At 65.2% G+C, this 19,222-nt stretch carries 15 protein-coding genes; 11 read left to right on the top strand and 4 right to left on the bottom strand.

The window, feature by feature from the left end; all coding sequences use genetic code 11:
• Window positions 1-8 precede the first annotated feature (8 nt).
• From ACO06X_RS13920 to ACO06X_RS13950, 7 genes are all read left to right on the top strand, one after another.
• On the top strand, window positions 9-989 hold the full coding sequence (locus tag ACO06X_RS13920; protein WP_421836841.1) for a glycosyltransferase family 2 protein: 981 nt from the start codon (window positions 9-11) through the stop codon (window positions 987-989).
• Window positions 982-2,343 carry a hypothetical protein gene (locus ACO06X_RS13925; protein ID WP_421836842.1) on the top strand — a complete coding sequence of 454 codons (1,362 nt, stop codon included), beginning with the start codon at window positions 982-984 and terminating at the stop codon, window positions 2,341-2,343. The genes ACO06X_RS13920 and ACO06X_RS13925 overlap by 8 nt, the downstream gene beginning before the upstream one ends.
• The gene (locus ACO06X_RS13930; protein WP_421836843.1) at window positions 2,340-3,383 is read left to right on the top strand and encodes an NAD-dependent epimerase/dehydratase family protein; all 1,044 of its coding nucleotides are present in this window, start codon (window positions 2,340-2,342) and stop codon (window positions 3,381-3,383) included. The genes ACO06X_RS13925 and ACO06X_RS13930 overlap by 4 nt, the downstream gene beginning before the upstream one ends.
• Window positions 3,380-5,209 (top strand): thiamine pyrophosphate-binding protein, encoded by a 1,830-nt coding sequence (locus tag ACO06X_RS13935; RefSeq protein ID WP_421836844.1) that lies wholly within the window; start codon window positions 3,380-3,382, stop codon window positions 5,207-5,209. Before ACO06X_RS13930 ends, ACO06X_RS13935 begins: the two co-directional genes overlap by 4 nt.
• A gap of 54 nt (window positions 5,210-5,263) precedes the next feature.
• A complete protein-coding gene (locus tag ACO06X_RS13940; RefSeq protein WP_421836845.1) occupies window positions 5,264-5,653 on the top strand; it encodes a GtrA family protein in 390 nt (129 codons plus the stop codon).
• 66 nt (window positions 5,654-5,719) lie between these two features.
• Window positions 5,720-6,562 (top strand): class I SAM-dependent methyltransferase, encoded by an 843-nt coding sequence (locus tag ACO06X_RS13945; RefSeq protein ID WP_421836846.1) that lies wholly within the window; start codon window positions 5,720-5,722, stop codon window positions 6,560-6,562.
• A gap of 26 nt (window positions 6,563-6,588) precedes the next feature.
• Entirely contained in the window at window positions 6,589-7,560 is a 972-nt protein-coding gene (locus ACO06X_RS13950; RefSeq protein WP_421836847.1) for an NAD(P)H-dependent flavin oxidoreductase, read from the top strand.
• A 143-nt stretch (window positions 7,561-7,703) separates the two neighbouring features.
• Here ACO06X_RS13950 and ACO06X_RS13955 read toward each other — a convergent pair whose 3' ends face one another.
• On the bottom strand, window positions 7,704-8,834 hold the full coding sequence (locus tag ACO06X_RS13955; RefSeq protein ID WP_421836848.1) for an acyl-CoA dehydrogenase family protein: 1,131 nt from the start codon (window positions 8,832-8,834) through the stop codon (window positions 7,704-7,706).
• 63 nt (window positions 8,835-8,897) lie between these two features.
• Entirely contained in the window at window positions 8,898-10,091 is a 1,194-nt protein-coding gene (locus tag ACO06X_RS13960; RefSeq protein ID WP_421836849.1) for an acyl-CoA dehydrogenase family protein, read from the bottom strand.
• A gap of 355 nt (window positions 10,092-10,446) precedes the next feature.
• Between ACO06X_RS13960 and ACO06X_RS13965 the strand changes: the two genes are divergently transcribed.
• From ACO06X_RS13965 to ACO06X_RS13980, 4 genes are all read left to right on the top strand, one after another.
• Window positions 10,447-12,993: a TonB-dependent receptor domain-containing protein gene (locus tag ACO06X_RS13965; protein WP_421836850.1), complete on the top strand. Its 2,547-nt coding sequence runs from the start codon at window positions 10,447-10,449 to the stop codon at window positions 12,991-12,993.
• 327 nt (window positions 12,994-13,320) lie between these two features.
• Window positions 13,321-14,772, top strand: coding sequence for a tryptophan halogenase family protein (locus tag ACO06X_RS13970; RefSeq protein WP_421839913.1), 1,452 nt, complete (start codon window positions 13,321-13,323; stop codon window positions 14,770-14,772).
• Window positions 14,773-14,776: 4 nt separating this feature from the next.
• Complete coding sequence (locus ACO06X_RS13975) at window positions 14,777-16,153, top strand: putative 2OG-Fe(II) oxygenase (RefSeq protein ID WP_421836851.1); 1,377 nt, start codon at window positions 14,777-14,779, stop codon at window positions 16,151-16,153.
• Between the two features lie 15 nt (window positions 16,154-16,168).
• Window positions 16,169-17,167, top strand: coding sequence for a LacI family DNA-binding transcriptional regulator (locus ACO06X_RS13980; protein ID WP_421836852.1), 999 nt, complete (start codon window positions 16,169-16,171; stop codon window positions 17,165-17,167).
• Here ACO06X_RS13980 and ACO06X_RS13985 read toward each other — a convergent pair.
• Window positions 17,160-18,032: an ROK family protein gene (locus ACO06X_RS13985; RefSeq protein ID WP_421836853.1), complete on the bottom strand. Its 873-nt coding sequence runs from the start codon at window positions 18,030-18,032 to the stop codon at window positions 17,160-17,162. The genes ACO06X_RS13980 and ACO06X_RS13985 overlap by 8 nt on opposite strands.
• A complete protein-coding gene (locus tag ACO06X_RS13990) occupies window positions 18,029-19,168 on the bottom strand; it encodes a glycoside hydrolase family 68 protein (protein WP_421836854.1) in 1,140 nt (379 codons plus the stop codon). The genes ACO06X_RS13985 and ACO06X_RS13990 overlap by 4 nt, the downstream gene beginning before the upstream one ends.
• Window positions 19,169-19,222: the final 54 nt, after the last annotated feature.

Below are 19,222 nucleotides of genomic sequence, written 5' to 3' on the forward strand. Positions count from 1 at the left end.
CCCGGACAATGAGCGATATCGAAATCTCTGTCGTGATTCCCTGCCTCAACGAGGAGGAGAATGTTCAGGGCATCTATGACGAGGTCAGTGCCGAACTCACGCAGCACGCGCGCTCGTGGGAAATCCTCTTCATCGACAATGGCTCGACCGACCGGACTCGCGAGCTGATCCGCGCGATCTGCGCTGCCGACACCAGGGTGCGGGCGATCTTCAACACTCGCAATTTCGGTCAGATGCGTTCGCCCACCCACGCGATCTATCAGGCCGAAGGCGCGGCCGTGATCGGCATGTGTGCCGATTTCCAGGACCCGCCGCAGTTGCTGGGCGAATTCATCCGCCAGTGGCGCGATGGCCGCATGATTGTGCTCGGTGTCCGCCGTAGTGAGGAAAAGGCGGGCGCCTTGCTCACCACCGCGCGCAAGGCCGGCTACGGCTTCCTCGCGCGCAACGCGGACTATGCCGTGATCCCCGGTGCCACCGGGTTCGGCCTCTATGACCGGCGCGTGGTTGATACCCTGGCGCGCTGGCACGAGCCGGAACCGTTCTTCCGGGGCATGCTCGTCGAAAGCGGCTTCTCGATCGGTCTTGTCCCCTATGACCGGCCGGAGCGGCGCGGCGGCCAGACCAAGAACGATGTCTTCGCCCTGCTCGATTTTGCCGTCTCGGGTCTTGCCGGCTCATCGAAGGCGCTGCTGCGCCGGCCCATCGTGTGGTCGTTCGGCTTCATGGCGCTGGGGCTCGTGCTCGCGGCGGCTGCAGTGGCGGCAGCCTTCACGGGCGCCGCGGCATGGCCGTGGGTCATTCTTGCCAGCCAGTTCGGCCTGTTCGGCTTCGGATTCCTGTTTACCGGATTGCTGGGCGAGCAGGTTCGCATCATCGCCGAACGGACGCGGCGCGTGCCGCTGGTGATCGAGCAGGAGCGGCTGAACTTCCCGGCCAGCCGCACCCGGCCGGTGCGCCAGCCGTTCGTCGTGGCCGAAGATGCCTGACGGCACGGGAGCGGACCCCAGCCGGAACCGGCGCGAGAATCTGCGGCTGGCCTTGCGCGCCACGCTGCCCGAACTCGTGCTGCTGCTGCTTGTCCTCGCCTCGTTCGTCTCGCTGGTCCACGCGTTCCTTGAAACCGGCTATCTGCCGCAGCCCTTCATCTGGGATCCGCAGGATACCTTCATGGATTGGTTCAACACTGCCTATTGGGCCAACCATTGGGGCGCCTATTCGGTCTGGCGCTCGATCTATCCGCCGCTGTCGTTCTTCGTCCTGCGCATGTTCACGATCTCGTCGTGCTATGTGACCTCGTCGTTCGCGGCGCGGGATTGCGATTGGCTTTCCATCACCACGATCCTTGTCTCCTATGTCGCGGCGATTGCGGTGTCGTACCTGGCCCTGCGCCGCAACGATCCGCGCACGGCGGTCATGCGCACCCTCGCGCTCGCCTTCGGCTATCGCTCGCTCTACGCGCTGGAGCGGGGGCAGCTGCTGATCATGTGCTATATCGCCATGGTCATCGCCTTCGGCTTCTTCGCCGCCTCGCGCCCGGTGCGGGCGATTGCGGCGGGTCTGATGATCAACTTCAAGCCCTATATGCTGGTGGCCACCATTGGCTGGGGCATCCGCCGCGAATGGCGGCAGCTGGAACTCGCCGCGGTCGCCACGGTGCTCATCTACCTTGCGACCTGGGCCTTTGTGGGCGGCGGCAGCATCGCCGAGCTGCTCGACAACACCCTCAACTGGATCACGTTCACCGGCGGCGATGTCGTCGGCGAGATCTACTATTCGACCAGCTTCAACGGCCTGTTCGGCGTGATCGACCGGGGCGCGTTCCCGATCCTGCGCTATTTCCGTTCGGACACCTACGAACAGTTCCGCTTCGTGCTGAAGACGGCGATGGCGGTCGCGCAGTTGACCGGGGTCGTGGCCCTGTTCCTTGCATGGCTGCAGCCGCGCGCGGTGCCGCTCACGCGGCTTGCCTGCATCGCGCTGCTCATTTCGCTGACCAACCGCTCCCCCGGCGGCTACACCGAAATGTTCCTGATGTTCCTCGTGTTCATGGAGCCCTGGCGCGGCTTTGCGCGGATCGCCTCGATCACGATCATCTATCTCAATGCGCTCAACGTGGATTGGCAGATATCCACCTTGCCGGTGGTCCACGCCACGGCATGGCTCAGCGGCAAGGCCGTCTCGGCGCAGTTCGGCATCGCGGTTGGTCAGTTCACCCATCCTATCGGCCTGCTGCTGGTGCTCATGCTGCTCTCGCTGGAAACGATCCGCGAGGCGACGCTGGCCTACCGCCAGCATCGGCCACAGCTCTCGTTCGGCCCGCCCCGGGAGGCGCTGGCATGAGCATGCATCCCATCCTTGCGGAAGACCTTGCGGGCGTGGTCGAACGCCTCGCGGCAGACTGGTCCGCGCTCAAGGGTGCGCGCCTGTTCATCACCGGCGGCACGGGGCTGATCGGGCGCTGGATGCTGGAGGTGCTGCGGCTTGCCGATCAGGCGCATGGCCTTGGCCTCGACGTGGCGGTGCTTACCCGCGATCCGGCCGCCTTCGCAGCAAAAGCTCCGACGCTGGCGGCGTGGCCCGCGCTGCGGCTGGTGGCGGGCGATGTCCTGACCCTGCAGCCGGACGGACAGCACTATACCCACGTGATCCACGGCGCGACCGATGCCAGCGCCGATCTCAACGAGAACGATCCGCTGCGCATGTTCGATACGATCGTGGCAGGCACGCGCAATACGCTCGATTTCGCGCGCGCAGCCGGGGCAGGGCGCGTGCTGTTCATGTCCTCGGGCGCGGTCTACGGCGCGCAGCCGTGGGACGTCACGCATGTGGACGAGGACTATCGCGGCGCGCCCGATCTCATGACCCACCGCTCCAGCTACGGCGAGGGCAAGCGCGCGGCGGAAATGCTTTGCGCGATCTATCGCCGCCAGTTCGGGCTCGACATCGTCACCACCCGCATCTTCGCGCTGCTGGGGCCAATGCTGGCGCTCGATATCCACTTCGCTGCGGGCAATTTCATCCACGATGCCATGGCCGGGCGCACGGTAACCGTGAACAGCGACGGGCGCGCGGTGCGCTCCTATCTATATCTCGCTGATCTGACCGCGTGGATGTGGGCCGTGCTGCTGCGGGCTCCGGCCGGCGCGACCTACAATCTCGGCTCGGAGCAGGCGGTTTCGATCGGCGAACTTGCCGAACGCGCGGCGACCCTGCTGGGCAGCGGCAAGTTCGAGATCCTCGGCAAGCCGGATGCCGGCTGGAACCCGGGGCGCTATGTGCCGGCAACCCACAAGATCCGGAGCGAACTCGGCGTGGTCTCCACGGTCGATCTGGATGAAGCTATTCGCCGCACTGCGGCCTCGAATGGATGGATGCGATGAGCAAGGTCAAGCTTTCAGACTGGGTGGCGCAGCAACTGGTGGCGCATGGCATCGGCGATGTGTTCATGCTCACCGGCGGCGGGGCGATGCACCTCAACCACTCGATCGGCACGCACGAGGGGCTGCGCACCACGTTCTGCCATCATGAGCAGGCACTCGCGATTGCGGCGGAAGCCTATGGGCGGCTGACCGGGCGCCTGCCAGTGGTCAATGTCACCTCGGGGCCCGGCGGCACCAATGCCATCACCGGCATCTACGGTGCCTTCGTGGATTCGGTCGGCGTCCTCGTCATCTCCGGGCAGGTCAAGAATGAGACCACGGTGCGCCACACCGGCCTGCCGCTGCGCCAGTATGGCGATCAGGAACTCGATATCGCGCCGATCGTGCAGACGATCACCAAGTATGCCGAGATGGTCACCGATCCGCAGACGATCCGCTACCACCTCGAAAAGGCGATCTACCTCGCGCGCTCGGGCCGTCCGGGGCCGACCTGGCTCGACATTCCGCTCGATGTGCAGGCAGCGCGGATCGATCCCGATACGCTGGATCCCGGCTTCGATCCGGCTGAGCTCGACGAGCCCTGGACGAAGACCGACCTTGCGGCGGCGGCAGAGGCCGTCATCGCCAGGCTCAAGACCGCCAAGCGCCCTGTCGTCTTCGCTGGCGGCGGCGTGCGGCTCAGCGGCGCGCACGCCCAATTCATCGAGCTGGTCGAAAAGCTGGGCGTCCCGGTCGTCACCGGCTGGAATGCGCACGATGTGATCTGGGATGATCATCCGCTCTATTGCGGCCGCCCTGGCACGGTGGGCGATCGCGGCGGCAACATGGTCAACCAGAGCGCCGATTTCCTGCTCGTGCTCGGCAGCAGGCTCAACATCCGGCAGGTCAGCTACAACTGGGGCAGCTTTGCGCGCGAGGCCTACAAGGTCTGGGTCGATATCGATCCGCTCGAACTGCAGAAGCCCAATGTGAAGCCGGACATGCCGGTCGTCGCCAATCTCAAGGACTTCATCCCGGCGCTGCTTGCCGCCGCGCCGGAGGGGGCCACGGACGAGCAGCGCGAATGGCTCGCTTGGGCGGTTGAGCGGCGGCGCAATTTCCCGGTGGTGCTCCCCGAGTACAACCAGAACGCCGTGTGCAATCCCTATGTCGCGCTCGATGCGCTGTTCCAGGTGCTGGACGGCGAAGATGTCGTCGTGTGCGGCAATGGCAGCGCCTGCGTGGTCGGGTTCCAGACCGCGCAGATCAAGGAAGGTCTGCGGCTGTGGACCAATTCCGGCTGCGCAACGATGGGCTATGATCTGCCCGCCGCGATCGGAGCCTGCGTTGGCCTTGCCAGCGCGGGGCAGGGCGATCCGCGCCGGGTGATCTGCGTGGCGGGTGATGGCAGCATCATGATGAACCTGCAGGAACTGCAGACCATCATCGGCTACGGCATGCCGGTGAAGATCATCCTGCTCAACAACAACGGCTATGTCTCGATCTTCCAGACCCACCGCAACTACTTCAACGGCGTTGAAGTGGGCGGCGGGCCCAAGAGCAACGTGACTTTCCCTGATTTCTCCAAACTCGCAGCCGCCTTCGGCTATGGCTACTGGCGGGTCGACGGGCATGAAAACCTCGGCGCGCTGCGTGAAGCGATCGAGGCACCCGGCGCGACGATCTGCGAAATCATGATCGACGAGAATGCCGCCTTCGCGCCCAAGCTGGGGGCCAAGGTCCATCCCGATGGGCGGATGACCTCGCCGCCGCTCGAAGACCTCTCGCCGTTCCTCCCGCGTGAGGTCCTGCGCGAGAACATGCGCATTCCGCTGCTGGAAGAGTAAGCCGTGCGCCTCATCGAACGCGTTCGCACGCGATTGCGCCGGGGCGAGCGCCCGGTGCGCTATCTGCTCGCTGGCGCGGCGAACACCGCGTTCGGGCTCTCGTTCTTTCCGGCGCTCCTGTGGTTTTCGCCCTGGTTTGCGCACAACTACATGGTCGCGCTGCTGCTCTCGCAGGTCGTCTGCGTGGTCTTTGCCTTCAGCACCTACAAGATCGGCGTCTTTCGCACCCGCAACAATATCCTTCGCGAATTTGCTTACTTTGCCTCATATTCGTACGCGGTTTTCGGGGCCAATCTGATTGCATTGCCGCTTCTGGTGCAAGGCTTCGGCCTGCATCCGATCCCAGCGCAGTTCAGCTTCTCGCTGATGACGCTGGCGGGCAGCTATTTCTGGCACCAGGCCGTGACATTTCGTGCTGATACACCTTCTGATACGGGGACTTGATGACCGATGGCAGCCTTTCTTGAGCGGTCCTGCCCATGCTGCGCAAGCACGCAGGCCATTCCCGAAATGCAGAGCAAGCCGGCCGGGGAAGACGTGGGCCTCGAAGGCCTCGTGCCCTTCTGGGAGGGGCTGCGCAAGGAGCGCATGTTCTTCACCTATGCCCGGTGCCAGAACTGCGGCCTGCTCTATTGTCCGCGCTATTTCACCGGCGCGCAACTGAGCGAGCTCTACGCCAATCTCGCGCCCAACATGGACATTGTGCCTTCCGCCGCGATCGCCGCAACCCAGCGCGGCTACTGGTCGGCAGTGGCAGACAGCGTCGTTCCGGGCGGTTACATGGAGATCGGGCCGGATGTCGGGCATATCGTCACGCCGGCGGCGGCTTCGGGCAAGTTTGGCCATGCCTGGCTGTTCGAGCCGAACCGCGCGGTGCATGATGTCCTGTCCCGCTCGGCCGGAACCCTCTCGCACACGATCAGTGCGGCGATGGACGATTTCAGCGACGTGCCGGATGGCACGATCAGCCTGGCCGTGATGATCCACGTGCTCGATCACATTACCGAGCCGCTCGCGATCCTGCGCCAGATCCGCACCAAGCTGAAGCCGGGGGGGCGCATTTTCATCGTCACGCACAACGAGAAGTCGCTGCTGCGCACGGTGATGGGCCGCACATTCCCGCCGTTCTGCCTGCAGCATCCCGAACTCTACAATCCCGAAACCATAACCAAGGTGCTGACAACCGCCGGGTATTCGGGGGTAGAAGTGCAGCGCAGCGTCAATCACTTCCCGATCAGCTTCCTGGCCCAGCAGGCGGGCCAGACTGTCGGGCTCGACCTTTCGCGCCTGCCCCTCCCAGACATGGCAGTGGGCCTGAAACTGGGTAACATGTTAACGACGGCCCAGCCGTAAGATCATCCATCGGGAGAGAGCCAGCCATGAAGACCCGCATCACCGAACTGTTCGGAATCGAGCACCCGATCATCCAGGGCGGCATGCACTATGTCGGCTTTGCTGAAATGGCCGCTGCCGTGTCCAACGCGGGCGGGCTCGGCATCATCACCGGCCTCACGCAGAAGTCCGCCGCCGATCTCGCCAATGAAATCGCGCGCTGCAAGGACATGACCGACAAGCCCTTCGGCGTGAACCTGACCTTCCTGCCCACGGTCAACGCGCCCGATTATCCGGGCTATATCCGCGCGATCATCGAAGGCGGGGTGAAGATCGTCGAGACGGCGGGCAACAACCCCGCGCCGTTCCTCCCCTATTTCAAGGAAGCCGGGATCAAGGTGATCCACAAATGCACTTCGGTGCGCCACAGCGTGAAGGCGCAGAACGTGGGCTGCGATGCGATCTCGGTCGATGGCTTCGAATGCGGCGGCCACCCGGGCGAGGACGATATCCCGAACTTCATCCTGCTCCCCCGCGCGGCCGAGGAACTCACCATTCCCTTTGTCGCTTCGGGCGGCATGGCCGATGGCCGCAGCCTCGTCGCCGCGCTGGCGCTGGGCGCGGAAGGCATCAACATGGGCACGCGCTTCATCGCGACCAAGGAAGCGCCGGTGCATGAAAAGGTGAAGCAGGCGCTGCTCGCCGCGTCCGAGCTCGACACCCGCCTCGTCATGCGCCCGCTGCGCAACACCGAACGTGTGCTGACCAACGCGGCGGTCGAACGCCTGCTCGAAAAGGAACGCCGCCTCGGCGCTGACATCAAGTTCGAGGACATCATCGAGGAAGTCGCGGGCGTCTACCCGCGCATCATGATGGAAGGCGATATGGAAGCGGGCGCGTGGAGCTGCGGCATGGTCGCGGGGCTCATCCACGATATCCCGACGTGCAAGGAACTGGTCGACCGGATCATGGCGCAGGCGAACGCGATCATCCGCGAACGGCTGGCCGGGATGGTGTAAGCGCTACGCTAGCACGGTAAGCGGCAGGCTCCTCCCCCGCTCGGGGGAGGCCGGGTGGGGGTACTCGGCGTCTGCCGGAAGCAGCGGAACCCCCTCCCCAACCCCTCCCCGAGCGGGGGAGGGGCTTTTGGCCAGCGGCTAAATCAAGCCGCCAGCGTCAGATCCTCGAACCGGCCAAGGTGGAAGTCCGCCGAGCCGAACTGGTTCTCGATCATCGTGGCGCGCTTGAAGTAGTGGCCGATGGCGAGCTCGACGGTGATGCCGATGCCGCCGTGCGTCTGGATCGCGTTCTGGCCCACGAAGTTGATCGAGCGCGCGACCTTCGCCTTGGCGAGGCTCACCGCCGCCTTGCGCTCGTCTGCCGCCAGATCGAGCTTCAGCGTGCCCATCAGCGCCATCGATGCGATCTGTTCCACTTCGACGAACATGTCCGCCATGCGGTGCTGCAGCACCTGGAACTTGCCGATCGGCTGGCCGAACTGCTTGCGCTGCTTGATGTAATCGAGCGTGCCCTCGTGCAGTTTGCGGCTCACCCCGCAGGCCTCGCCGCAGATCGCGACCGTGGCCTCGTCGGCCAGCAGTTCGATCAGGCTGATGCCGCCGGGAATATGCGCATCGCCGGGGATGGCGACGTTCTCGAAGTAGATCTCGCTCGCCTGGAAGCCGTCGACGGTCGGGTAGTCCCGCCGCACGATGCCGGGGAGGGTGGCGTCGATCAGGAACAGCTCGACGCCCTCACGCTCACGCTGGCTCCCGCCGGTGCGCGCGGTGACGAGGAGGTGCGTCGCCCACGGCGCGGCATAGACCACCGCCTTGTGGCCCGAAAGCACATAGCCCGCGCCGTCCGCCTTCGCGGTGGTGCGGATGTTCGCCAGATCATAGCGGCCCTGCGGTTCGGCATAAGCGAAGGCGATCACGGCATTGCCCGCGATGATCTCGGGGATCACCGCATCGGCCATGGCCGCAGGCGCGCGCTTCAGCGCACCGCCGCCGATCACCACGGTCTGCAGGTAGGGTTCGATCGCGATGACCTTGCCCAGCTCTTCCATCATGATCATGTTTTCGAGCGCGCCGCCACCAAGGCCGCCGTGCTCTTCGGCAAAGGGCGCGCCCAGAATGCCGAGCTCGGTCGCCAGCGCCTTCCACACGCCCGGATCGCGGCCTTCGGGGCGCAGCAGCATCTTCTTGCGCGTCTCGAAATCATAAGTGTCGGCCAGAAAGCGCGCGAGCGTGTCACGCAGCATGTCCTGCGTTTCGGTGTAGCTGAAATCCATTGTCCTCAATTCCCAGTCAGGGCCGCCGCGTCGTACCTTCCGCGCGGCGGCCTCCATTTTCACTCAGAGCCCCAGCACCATCTTTGCGATGATATTGCGCTGGATCTCGTTTGAACCGCCGTAGATCGTCGTCTTGCGGGTGTTGAAATAGGTCGGCGCAGCGCGGTGCGCGTAGTCCGGCCCGATCGGGTGCTCGTTGTCACCCTCTCCAAAGCCGCGGAAGTAGGGCGCGCCATAATGACCCACCGCTTCCAGCGTCAGTTCGGTCAGGCGCTGCTGGATTTCCGAACCCTTGATCTTGAGCAGGCTCGATTCCGGCCCCGGGCCCTTGCCGGCGCTTTCACCCGCAAGGCTGCGCAACTCGGTGAATTCGAGCGCGGTGAGGTCCATTTCCAGCTCGGCGATCTTGCGCTTGAAGAAAGCGTTGGCGATCAGCGGCTTGTCGCCGTCCATCTCGGCGCGCGCGATGGACTTGACCTTCTCGACGCCGCGCTTCGAAGCGGCCACGCCGGCGATCCCGGTGCGCTCGTGCGCCAGCAGGAACTTGGCGCAAGTCCAGCCCTTGTTCTCTTCATAGACGCGGTTCTCGACCGGCACGCGCACGTCTTCGAGCCACACTTCGTTGACTTCGTGCTCGCCGCCCAGCGTGATGATCGGGCGCACGGTGATGCCAGGCGTCTTCATGTCGATGAGGAGGAAGCTGATGCCTTCCTGCTGCTTGGCATCGGGATCGGTGCGGACGAGGAAGAAGCCCCAGTCGGCATGCTGCGCCATGGTCGTCCAGGTCTTCTGGCCGTTCACAATGTAGTGATCGCCGTCCCGCACTGCCTTGGTGCGCAACGAGGCAAGATCGGAACCCGAACCCGGCTCCGAATAGCCCTGGCACCACCAATCCTCGCCCGAAAGGATGCGGGGGAGGTACTTGGCCTTCTGTTCAGGCGTACCGAAAGTGTAGATCACCGGGCCGACCATCGAGAGGCCGAAGGGCATCAGGCGGATGCAGTCCGCACGCGCGGTTTCTTCCGACCAGATGTAGCGCTGCGTCGCGCTCCAGCCGGTGCCGCCGTATTCGACAGGCCATGCCGGGGCGACCCAGCCCTTCTTCGCCAGCACCTTGTGCCAGGAGAGGAAATCTTCCTTCGAAAGCTCGTCGCCTTCGTCCTGCTTCCCGCGCAGTTCGACCGGATAGTTTTCGGCAATGAAGGCGCGGACTTCCTGCTGGAAGGCCAGATCCTCGGGGCTGAAATCAAGATGCATGGGGCTCTCCGTTTGAGTTCATGGCCTTTTTGCGGCCCTGACGCGGTGAGACTCGCCATCGCGGACGAAGGCGTTCTCTTGATCCCTCCATCCTTCCACTTTACGTAAACGTCAAGAGGGGCATTGGTCCAGCAGTGCCTGCAAGACGCCTCCATGCCAGCGCGAAGCCACGAACCGCAGCGCGATGCACAGAAGCCACAGTTTCTCCACTCTCGAGCCATACCCGATTCAATCGCTTGAATTCTTGCTTGCGCTCGGCCCGCCCTTTTGCCAGAGAGCCGGCATGCAGGCGCTTCGAGGCTTCGATTCGCTGCTGTCGTACGCACAAAAGTGCTCGCAATCGGGAGGGATATCTGTGAAGCTCACCGCAATTCAATCGTGTGCATCGGTCATCGCGCTGGCCATGGCCGGTCTTTCGACGCCGGTTCTCGCGCAAGCCGCCGCACCTGCCGATGCCGCCACGGCCGATACCGCCGCAGGCGATACCCTCAGCGAAATCGTCGTCACCGCATCGACCGGCACCAAGAGCAAGCTCGACAGCTCGGTCTCGATCTCCTCGGTCGATTCGGCGATCATCGCCAACTTCCGCCCGATGTCGGAAGGCGATCTGCTCCGCCTGCTGCCGGGTCTCCAGCCCAACGTTTCGGGCCCGGGCGGTAACGGCAACTTCGCCGTTCGCGGCCTGCCCGTTGCCACCGGCGGTGCCACTTTCGTGCAGCTGCAGGAAGATGGCCTGCCCACCGTGCTGTTCGGCGATATCCAGTTCGGCAACAACGACTACTGGACCAAGTCGAGCCCGATCGATGCCCGCGTCGATGCGATCCGCGGCGGCACCGCTGCCACGCTCGCCAGCCAGGCCCCCGGCGCGGTGATCAACTACATCAGCAAGACCGATCGCAGCGAAGGCGGCTATGTCCAGGTCGAGCGCAATCTCACCTACGATTACACCCGCGCCAGCTTCCGCTACTCGGGCGGCATCGACGACAAGACCTATTTCAACATCGGCGGCTACTACGGCGCCGGCGACGGTCCGTGGCACCCGGGCTACCAGCTCAGCAAGTCGTACCTGATCAAGGGCAACGTGACCCGCGAGTTCGACGATAATCGCGGCTTCTTCCGCCTCTATTTCAAGGCGCAGGACACGCAGGAGCCCAACACGCAGGGCGGCATCGCTTGCGGCAACCTCAGCGGCGGCAAGGTCTCCGGCCTTTCGGCCTGCCCGGGCTTCGATCCGCGCCGCGCGTCCAACTTCTCGGCGTTCAACCCGGTCGTGAACTATGTCGATTTCGACAGCCGCGGTCTGGCGAGCACCCCGCTGAACGGCATCACCACCAATGCCCAGTCGCTCCAGGCGCAGCTGCACTACAAGTTCGACAACGGCATCACCGTCGACAACAACGCACGCTACACCAACATGAGCGGCGGTTTCTCGTCGAACTTCCTCAGCGTCTCGCCGCTCTCGGGCCTGATCGGTTCGACCAAGAACGGCGGCGTGGTCGCCCGCGCGGTCTATTCGGCCGGCCCGAACAAGGGCAAGGACGTCGCCGAAGCGTTCTATAACAACAACGTATCGGTCTACACGCGGATCCGCGACGTCGGCAGCTTCGTCAACGATGCCAAGCTCAACTGGCAGGGCGATCTCGGCGGGATCAAGGCCAACCTCACCGCCGGCTGGTTCTACATGAACCAGAAGGTCGCGATGGATTGGCATCCGAACCAGTTCAACGGCTCGTTGACCCCGGCGGCCTCGCCGATCGACTTGCTCGATGCGGCCGGCAACCTGCTCAGCGCCAATGGCTTTACCGGTTACAACAACAACTGGGGCGGCTGCTGCGCCCGCACCTACGATTACACCTTCACCGACAACGCGCCCTATGCCGACTTCATCTTCGATGTGGGCAAGTTCGAGCTCGACGCATCGGTCCGCCACGATATCAACAAGGGCACCGGTTCGGGCATCAATGCCAACCCGGCAGTGGGCGATGCGGTGACGCATTTCATCACAACCAACGCGGTGAACCCGGTCACGGGCGCTTCGCAGTCGGTCAGCCTGCCCTACTACCTGCCCGATGGCGCGCGGGAGACGATCAACTACACCAAGGCAACCACCTCGTGGTCGGTGGGCGCCAGCTTCAAGCCGGCGGACAACCTCAACCTGTTCGTCCGCGCTTCGAAGGGTGTTCGCGCCAACGCGGATCGCCTGACCTTCAGCGGCTACTTCAACGCTGACGGCACGCTCAACGCCAAGGGCAACACGGCGGTTTCGAACAACGTCTATCAGTACGAAATCGGCCTCAAGAACCGCGGCAACATCGGCGGCGCGCGCTACACGGTCGAACTGACGGGCTATCACAGCCACTTCAACATCACGACCTTCGAGCTCAGCCAGACGATCTGCCCGATCGTGACCGGGAATCCGACGCAGTTCACCTGCATCATCTCGGACAAGTACAAGACGACCGGCGCGGAGTTCTACGGCACGCTCAGCGCAGGCGGCTTCAGCCTCCTTGCCAACATGACGTACAACAAGTCGAAGAAGCAGCCTTCGGCGCCGGGTTCGGTGTTCTCGCGCTCGAACAACATTCCCGATCTGTCGTACACCTTCGCGGCGAACTATGACTTCAGCGACATGATCGCGCTGGGTGCCAACATCACCGGCGTGACCAGCACGCTCGATGGTGCAGGCAACCAGTGGCCGGGCGGCAGCGTGTTCGGCGCGAACCTCAAGGTTCGCCCGGTCAAGAACCTCGAACTGGGGCTCAATGCCTACAACCTGTTCAACAAGCTGACCCCGCTCGGGCCGGCCGGAACGGACTATCAGCCGGGCAACGGCACCTTCGTCGGCGGCATTGCGCCGGTGCTGGGCCGCAACGTCAACGCCTCGGTCCGCTTCAGCTTCTGATAGCCGGGCGGCTCCGCAAGGGGCAAACAACCTGAAAGGGGGTGGGCGCGGCCAGATGGTTCCGCACCCGCCCCTTTTTGCGTATGCCTGCATCCATGAAGGCGCAGCGCGTTCCCAGCTTTCGTCATTCCCGCGCAGGCGGGAATCCAGAGCCGGGCAAGCGACGGGTCAAAATCTGGCGCCCTGGACCCCCGCCTGCGCGGGGGTAACGAATGATGATTTGAATAAATGCAGTCTCGGCAGAAGTTGAGTGGGAGAAAGTCCGTGAACGAAGGCGATCGGCGGATCCGTTCGGTGCTCGTCGTCGGTGGCGGCTCGGCCGGCTGGATGTCGGCCGCGATGCTGGCCACGATGCTCAAGCGCGATTGCAAGGTCACGCTCGTCGAATCCGACGCAATCGGCATCGTCGGCGTGGGCGAGGCGACGATCCCGCCGATCCGCCTGTTCAACGAAACGCTGGGCATCGGTGAAGCCGATTTCATCCGCGAGACGCGCGGCACCTTCAAGCTCGGCATCGAGTTCGTCGATTGGGGCACCGTCGGCACCCGCTATTTCCACCCCTTCGGCCCGCACGGGCGCAATTTCGATATGGTGCCGCTGCACCAGTACTGGCTGAAGACGCGCAAGGAACCCGGTGCCTTCCCGCTCGAGGACCTTTCGATGGCCTGGCAGATCGCGCGCGCCGGCCGCATGGCGCGCCCGGTGCCCGATCAGCGCTCGCTGCTTTCCACCTTCGACTATGCCTACCATTTCGACGCCTCGCTCTACGCGGCCTTCCTGCGCCGCCATGCCGAAGCGCGGGGCGTCACTCGCGTCGAAGGCAAGATCGACGACGTTACGCTGAACGGCGAAACCGGCTTCGTTGAAAGCGTCACTCTGGAAGGCGGGCAGAGGCTCGAGGCCGATCTCTTCATCGATTGCTCGGGCCTGCGCGCGCTGCTCATCGAAGGCGCGCTGCAAACGGGGTTCGAGGACTGGAGCCACTGGCTTCCTTGCGACCGCGCGGTCGCCATGCCTTGCGCCAGCGCCGGGCCGCCCACGCCCTACACCCGCTCCACTGCGCGCGAGGCCGGCTGGCAATGGCGCATTCCGCTGCAACACCGCATCGGCAACGGCTACGTCTATTCCAGCCAGTTTCTGGAGGACGACAAGGCCGCGCAGCTGCTCGCCTCGCGCCTGGATGGTGAGGCGCTGGGCGATCCGCGCTTCGTCCGTTTCCGCACCGGCCGCCGCAAGCAGCACTGGAACCGCAACGTCATCGCGGTCGGGCTTTCCAGCGGCTTCCTCGAACCGCTCGAATCGACCTCCATTCACCTCATTCAGGCCAATATCTCCAAGCTCATCGGCCTGTTCCCGGACCGCGATTTCGATCCCGCCACGATCGCCGAATTCAACCGCATCGCCCACGCCGAAACCGACCGCATCCGCGATTTCCTGATCTTGCATTACAAGCTGACGCAGCGGCAGGATCACGAACTCTGGCGCTATGTTTCCGCGATGGACGTGCCCGATACGCTCGCGCTGAAAATGGATCACTTCCGCCGCCACGGCCGCCTGATCGCGCGCGAGATGGACCTCTTTGCGCCGCCTTCATGGCTCGCGGTCCATATCGGCCAGCACCACTATCCCGAAGGTCTCGATCCCCTCATCGAGCACCGCGGCATCGATGCGCGCGATTACCTTGCCAAGCTGCGCGCAGCGATGGCGGCCGAGGCGGCCAAGCTGCCCAGCCATGAGGCCTATATCGCCGGCCTCACCGGCACCGCAGCTGCGGCCTGAGGAGGTGTCGGAGCTGCTCGAGGCCGAGGTCTGGCGCGAACGCGCCCGCGCCGCGCGCGCCGTGCAGGATATGGCCGGAGCCGATCGCGCGATCGCCGAAGCCGCGCGCCTTGCTCCGACCGATCCGTTGACCGCATTCCTGCGCGCGCAATCGGCCTACGAACTCGGCCACCCGGCCGCCACGCTCTTCGCCGAAGCCGTGCGGCTCTGGCCCGAAAACCCGGATGCCTTGCGCAACCACGCCCTCGCGCTGGCGTCCGAAGGCCAGCTGGCCGAGGCGGAAGCCGTGCTCGTCCGCGCGCTGGCGGCAAGGCCCGATTGGCTCGATGGCCAGCGCGTGCTCGCCAGCTTGCGTTTCAGCCATGGCGATGCGGAGACGTACGACGCAGGCTTTGCCGAGGCGGTGCGGAGCCAGCCGCGCCATCAGGGCCTCTGGCTCGGCTGGTTCACCTTGCGCGCGCAGCAGCGCGATTGGCCCGCCGCGCGCCGCATCCTCGATGCCGCCGCTGCGCAGCTCGGCGAAACCCGCCCGCTGGCCGTCGCCCGTGCCTTCCTCGCCAGCGAAAGCGGCAACCTCGCCGAAGCGCAAACACGCCTTGCCGCGTTGACCGGCGCGGATGACGAATTCCTTGTCCTGTGCCGCATCCGCACGGCCTTGCGCGCAGGCAATGCCGCAGCAGCGCGCGACCTCGCCCTGCCGCTCACCGCCACGCGTCTGGCCGGGCAGGTCTGGCCCTATCTCTCGACGGCTTGGCGCATGCTTGGCGATCCACGCGCCGCGTGGCTGGACGGCGATCCGGTGCTCCACGGCATCCTCGATCCCGGCCTTTCCACCACCGAGCTTGCCGAACTCGCCGCACTGCTGCGCCGCCTGCACACGGCCTCGCTGCCCTATGCCGAACAATCGGTGCGCCACGGCACGCAGACCGATCGCTCGATCCTCCTCCGCCACGAACCGCTGCTGGGCACCGTCCGCGCGCGGCTGATGGAAGCGCTGCGCGATTTCGTAAGCACTTTGCCACCGCCCGATCCGCGCCATCCGCTCCTCGGTAAGCCGCGCGGCGGCCTGCAGATTTCCGGCAGCTGGTCCGTGCGGCTCGGGGCAGGGGGCTTCAACGTCACGCATAGCCATCCCGTCGGCTGGCTTTCAGCCGTGCTCTATGTCGCACTGCCGGATGATCCCGGCCCGGCTCCGGCGGGTGCTTTGCAGCTCGGCGCACCGCCGTCGGAGCTGGGAATTGCCCTTCCCCCATATGCCGTAATACCACCACGCGTGGGGCAGCTTGTGGTCTTCCCGTCGATCCTGTGGCATGGCACCCATCCGTTCGCGGCGGGTGAACGGCTCAACATCGCCTTCGATGTGGTTCCCACCTCTGCCTGAGGACACCTCGAAACCATGAATGCCCCGAAAACCCTCAAGGAACTCGCCGAGATCGCCGGTGTCACCAGTGGCACTGTCTCGCGCGCGCTTTCGGGTTCGAGCCTCGTCACCCCTGCCACGCGCGACATGATCGTCGCCCTTGCGCGCCAGCACGGTTTCACCCCCAATGCCACCGCGCGCAATTTGCGCATGCGCAAGACGAACACGATCGGCGTGGTCATCCCTCTCGGTCATGAAGTGCGGCAGAACATCTCCGATCCGTTCTTCATCACCATGCTCGGCCTGCTGGCGGACAAGCTGACAGGCCGGGGCTACAGCCTCCTCCTCTCGCGCGTCGTGCCGACGGACGAGGACTGGCTGCTCAAGCTCGCCCGCTCAGGCCAGTCGGACGGGATCATCGTGATCGGCCAGTCAGACCAGTCCGCCGTGCTCGACCGCGTCGCCGAACTCTACCGCCCGCTCGTCGCGTGGGGCTCGCACATTGCAGGGCAGGCGCATTGCTCGGTCGGTTCGGACAACTTCCGCGGCGGCGCGCTCGCCGCGCAGCATCTGCTGGAGCGCGGCTGCCGCAATATCGTGTTCTTCGGCGATGCCCGCGCGATCGAGATCGGCCAGCGGCTCGAAGGGTGCCGCTCGGTCGTGGAGCGTTCCGGTGCGCGGTTCAGCGTGGTGCCCACGCACCTTGTTGCCGATGCGGCGCAGAGTGAGATCGGCAAGTATTTCCGCATCAAGACCAATCGGCCGGACGGCGTTGTCGCGGCGTCAGACGTCATCGCCGTCACCGCCATGCGCGTGCTGGCCGAACAGGGCCTTGCGGTGCCCGGCGACGTGAAGGTTATCGGCTACGACGGTTTGCCGCTGGGCGAGCACACCATGCCCCCGCTCACCACGATCGCGCAGGATCTGGAACAGGGCGCGGAAAACCTCGTCAGCAGCGTGATCCAGCGCATCGCCGGGGAGGAGATCCACTCGGTCATCCTCCAGCCGCGCCTGCTGATCCGGGAATCTACCTGAGCGCCAGAGCCAGCGCCAGCGCGCCCAGCAGGCCCGCGTTGTCGCCCAGCCCCGGCGCCACGATCAGTTCGTCGATCTTTCCCACGGTATAGCCGCCGTTCGCCGCCAGTGCTTCGGCGCGGATCAGGTCGAGCAGACCGTCCGTCGCGGTCACCCCGCCGCCCAGCACGATGCGCGCCGGTTCCATCACCGTCTGGAATGTCGCGAGCGCGCGGCCGATGTACCAGGCGATGATGCGCTTGCCGGGATGATCCTCCGGAAGCTCGGAAAGCGACTTGCCCCAGCGCGCGATCACCGCAGGCCCGCAGGCGAGGCCTTCGAGGCAATCGCCGTGGAACGGGCAGGTGCCCGCAAAGTCCAGATCCTCGGGATGGCGCGGCATGCGGATATGGCCCATTTCCGGGTGCGAAAGCCCGCGCAGCAGGTGCCCGTCGCTGCAGAAGCCGCCGCCGATGCCGGTGCCGATGGTGAGGTACAGCACCGAACTGTGGCCTTCGCCCGCGCCCCAAAGCGCTTCGGAAAGCGCAGCGCCGTTGACGTCGGTATCGATCGCCACCGGCACGCCGAAGCGCTCCTTGAACGGCGCGATCAGGCTCGCTCCGCTCCAATGCGGCTTGGGTGTGGGGCGCACGCAGCCATAGCTGGGCGAGGCGGGATCAAGATCGAGCGGCCCGAACGAGGCGATGCCAAACGCGGCATAGTCCGCGCCCTGCGCCGCGAACCACTCCACCGCCGCGCCGAGCGTCTCCTCTGGCGTGGTCGTCGGTATGCGTTCTCGCGCAAGAATTGTGCGCTCCGCGTCCGCCACACCCAGCACGAACTTGGTGCCGCCCGCCTCGATCAGGCCATAGCGCGCCGCGCTCATGCCGCGATCTCCGCGCGCGCGCCGTCAAGGACAAGGCGAAATACCGGCGCCGGCACCCCGGCGAAATGCGCCCTGCGCCAAGCCGCATCGCCATGGTCGTTGCCCTTCAGCGAGTTCGGATAATCGACGAAGCCATGCACGGTGAGTTCCTGCGTCACCCACCAGCTGTAAGTCTGCACTGGTGCCTCCGGCGGATTTCCTGCGACCAGCCCGCTCCCATTGAGCGGCAGCCACGGCCCTTCCATGTGCTCGGCCACCATGCCGTAAAGCCCGTTGGGGCCATTGGGCTCGCCCGGCGCAAAGACCTTCCGCTGCGTGGACCAGAACAAGTAGTAGCGCCCAGCGTGGAAGACGATATGCGGCCGTTCCTGCTCGTTGTTGAGCCCGTCCGCGCTTAGTAGCGGCGGCAGGACCGCCCAGCTGTCACCCTCACGCCGCAGCAGGCCGATGCAGCCGTTCCACGGGCTTGCCGAACCTTTGAGCGATCCGGTGAACAGCAGATAGTCCGCGCCATCCGCCGGATCGCGGAAATGCGCCGGATCGCGGAAGCCCTTGATCATGCCCGGCACGCCTTCCGCCGCCGTCACCAGCACATAGTGCGGGATCGGCCCGCCCGCGATCTCGCGCGGTTCGCTCCAGTCCTCCACGGCAAAGGCGCTGGCATCCCCGGTCAGGGCGCCGGTCGTCTCGAACATGCGCTGGATGAACGTGCGCGGCTCTTCCCCGCGCAGGCCCGATGCGGTCCAGTAGAGCGTCACCGCGCCGGTTTCAGGATCATACAGCGCAGAGCCCGCCCATTCGCGGCTGCCGGGATTGAGGTCGTCGGGCAGGGCATCGCCGTGATCGCGCCATTCGCCCCCGCGTGCCGCCATCAGCCGGATGCGCACAAAGTCATGCCGCGCCTCGGGGTCCTCGCCCGCCGGGGCGGAGAGCACGAACCACAGCGTCCAGCCTTCCACCACCGCCGTGGTGCCGTCCGCCAGCTGCAGCGGCCAGAGATCCCACAGGTCAAAGCCCGGCAGCGGGTGCTTCAGGCGCTTGCCGTCCACGAGCGGGATCTGGTGGCAAGGCTCGATGCTGAGCGCGCGCAGGTGCTCGCGGGTCCAGAGCGTTGTCGGGGAAGTGAGTACGGACATCGAACAAGTATCCTGAAGCAATCGATTGGAATTGGCCACGGCCATCGAAAAAGG

The organism is Novosphingobium sp. (assembly GCF_965229225.1).
Taxonomy (GTDB): Bacteria; Pseudomonadota; Alphaproteobacteria; order Sphingomonadales; family Sphingomonadaceae; genus Novosphingobium.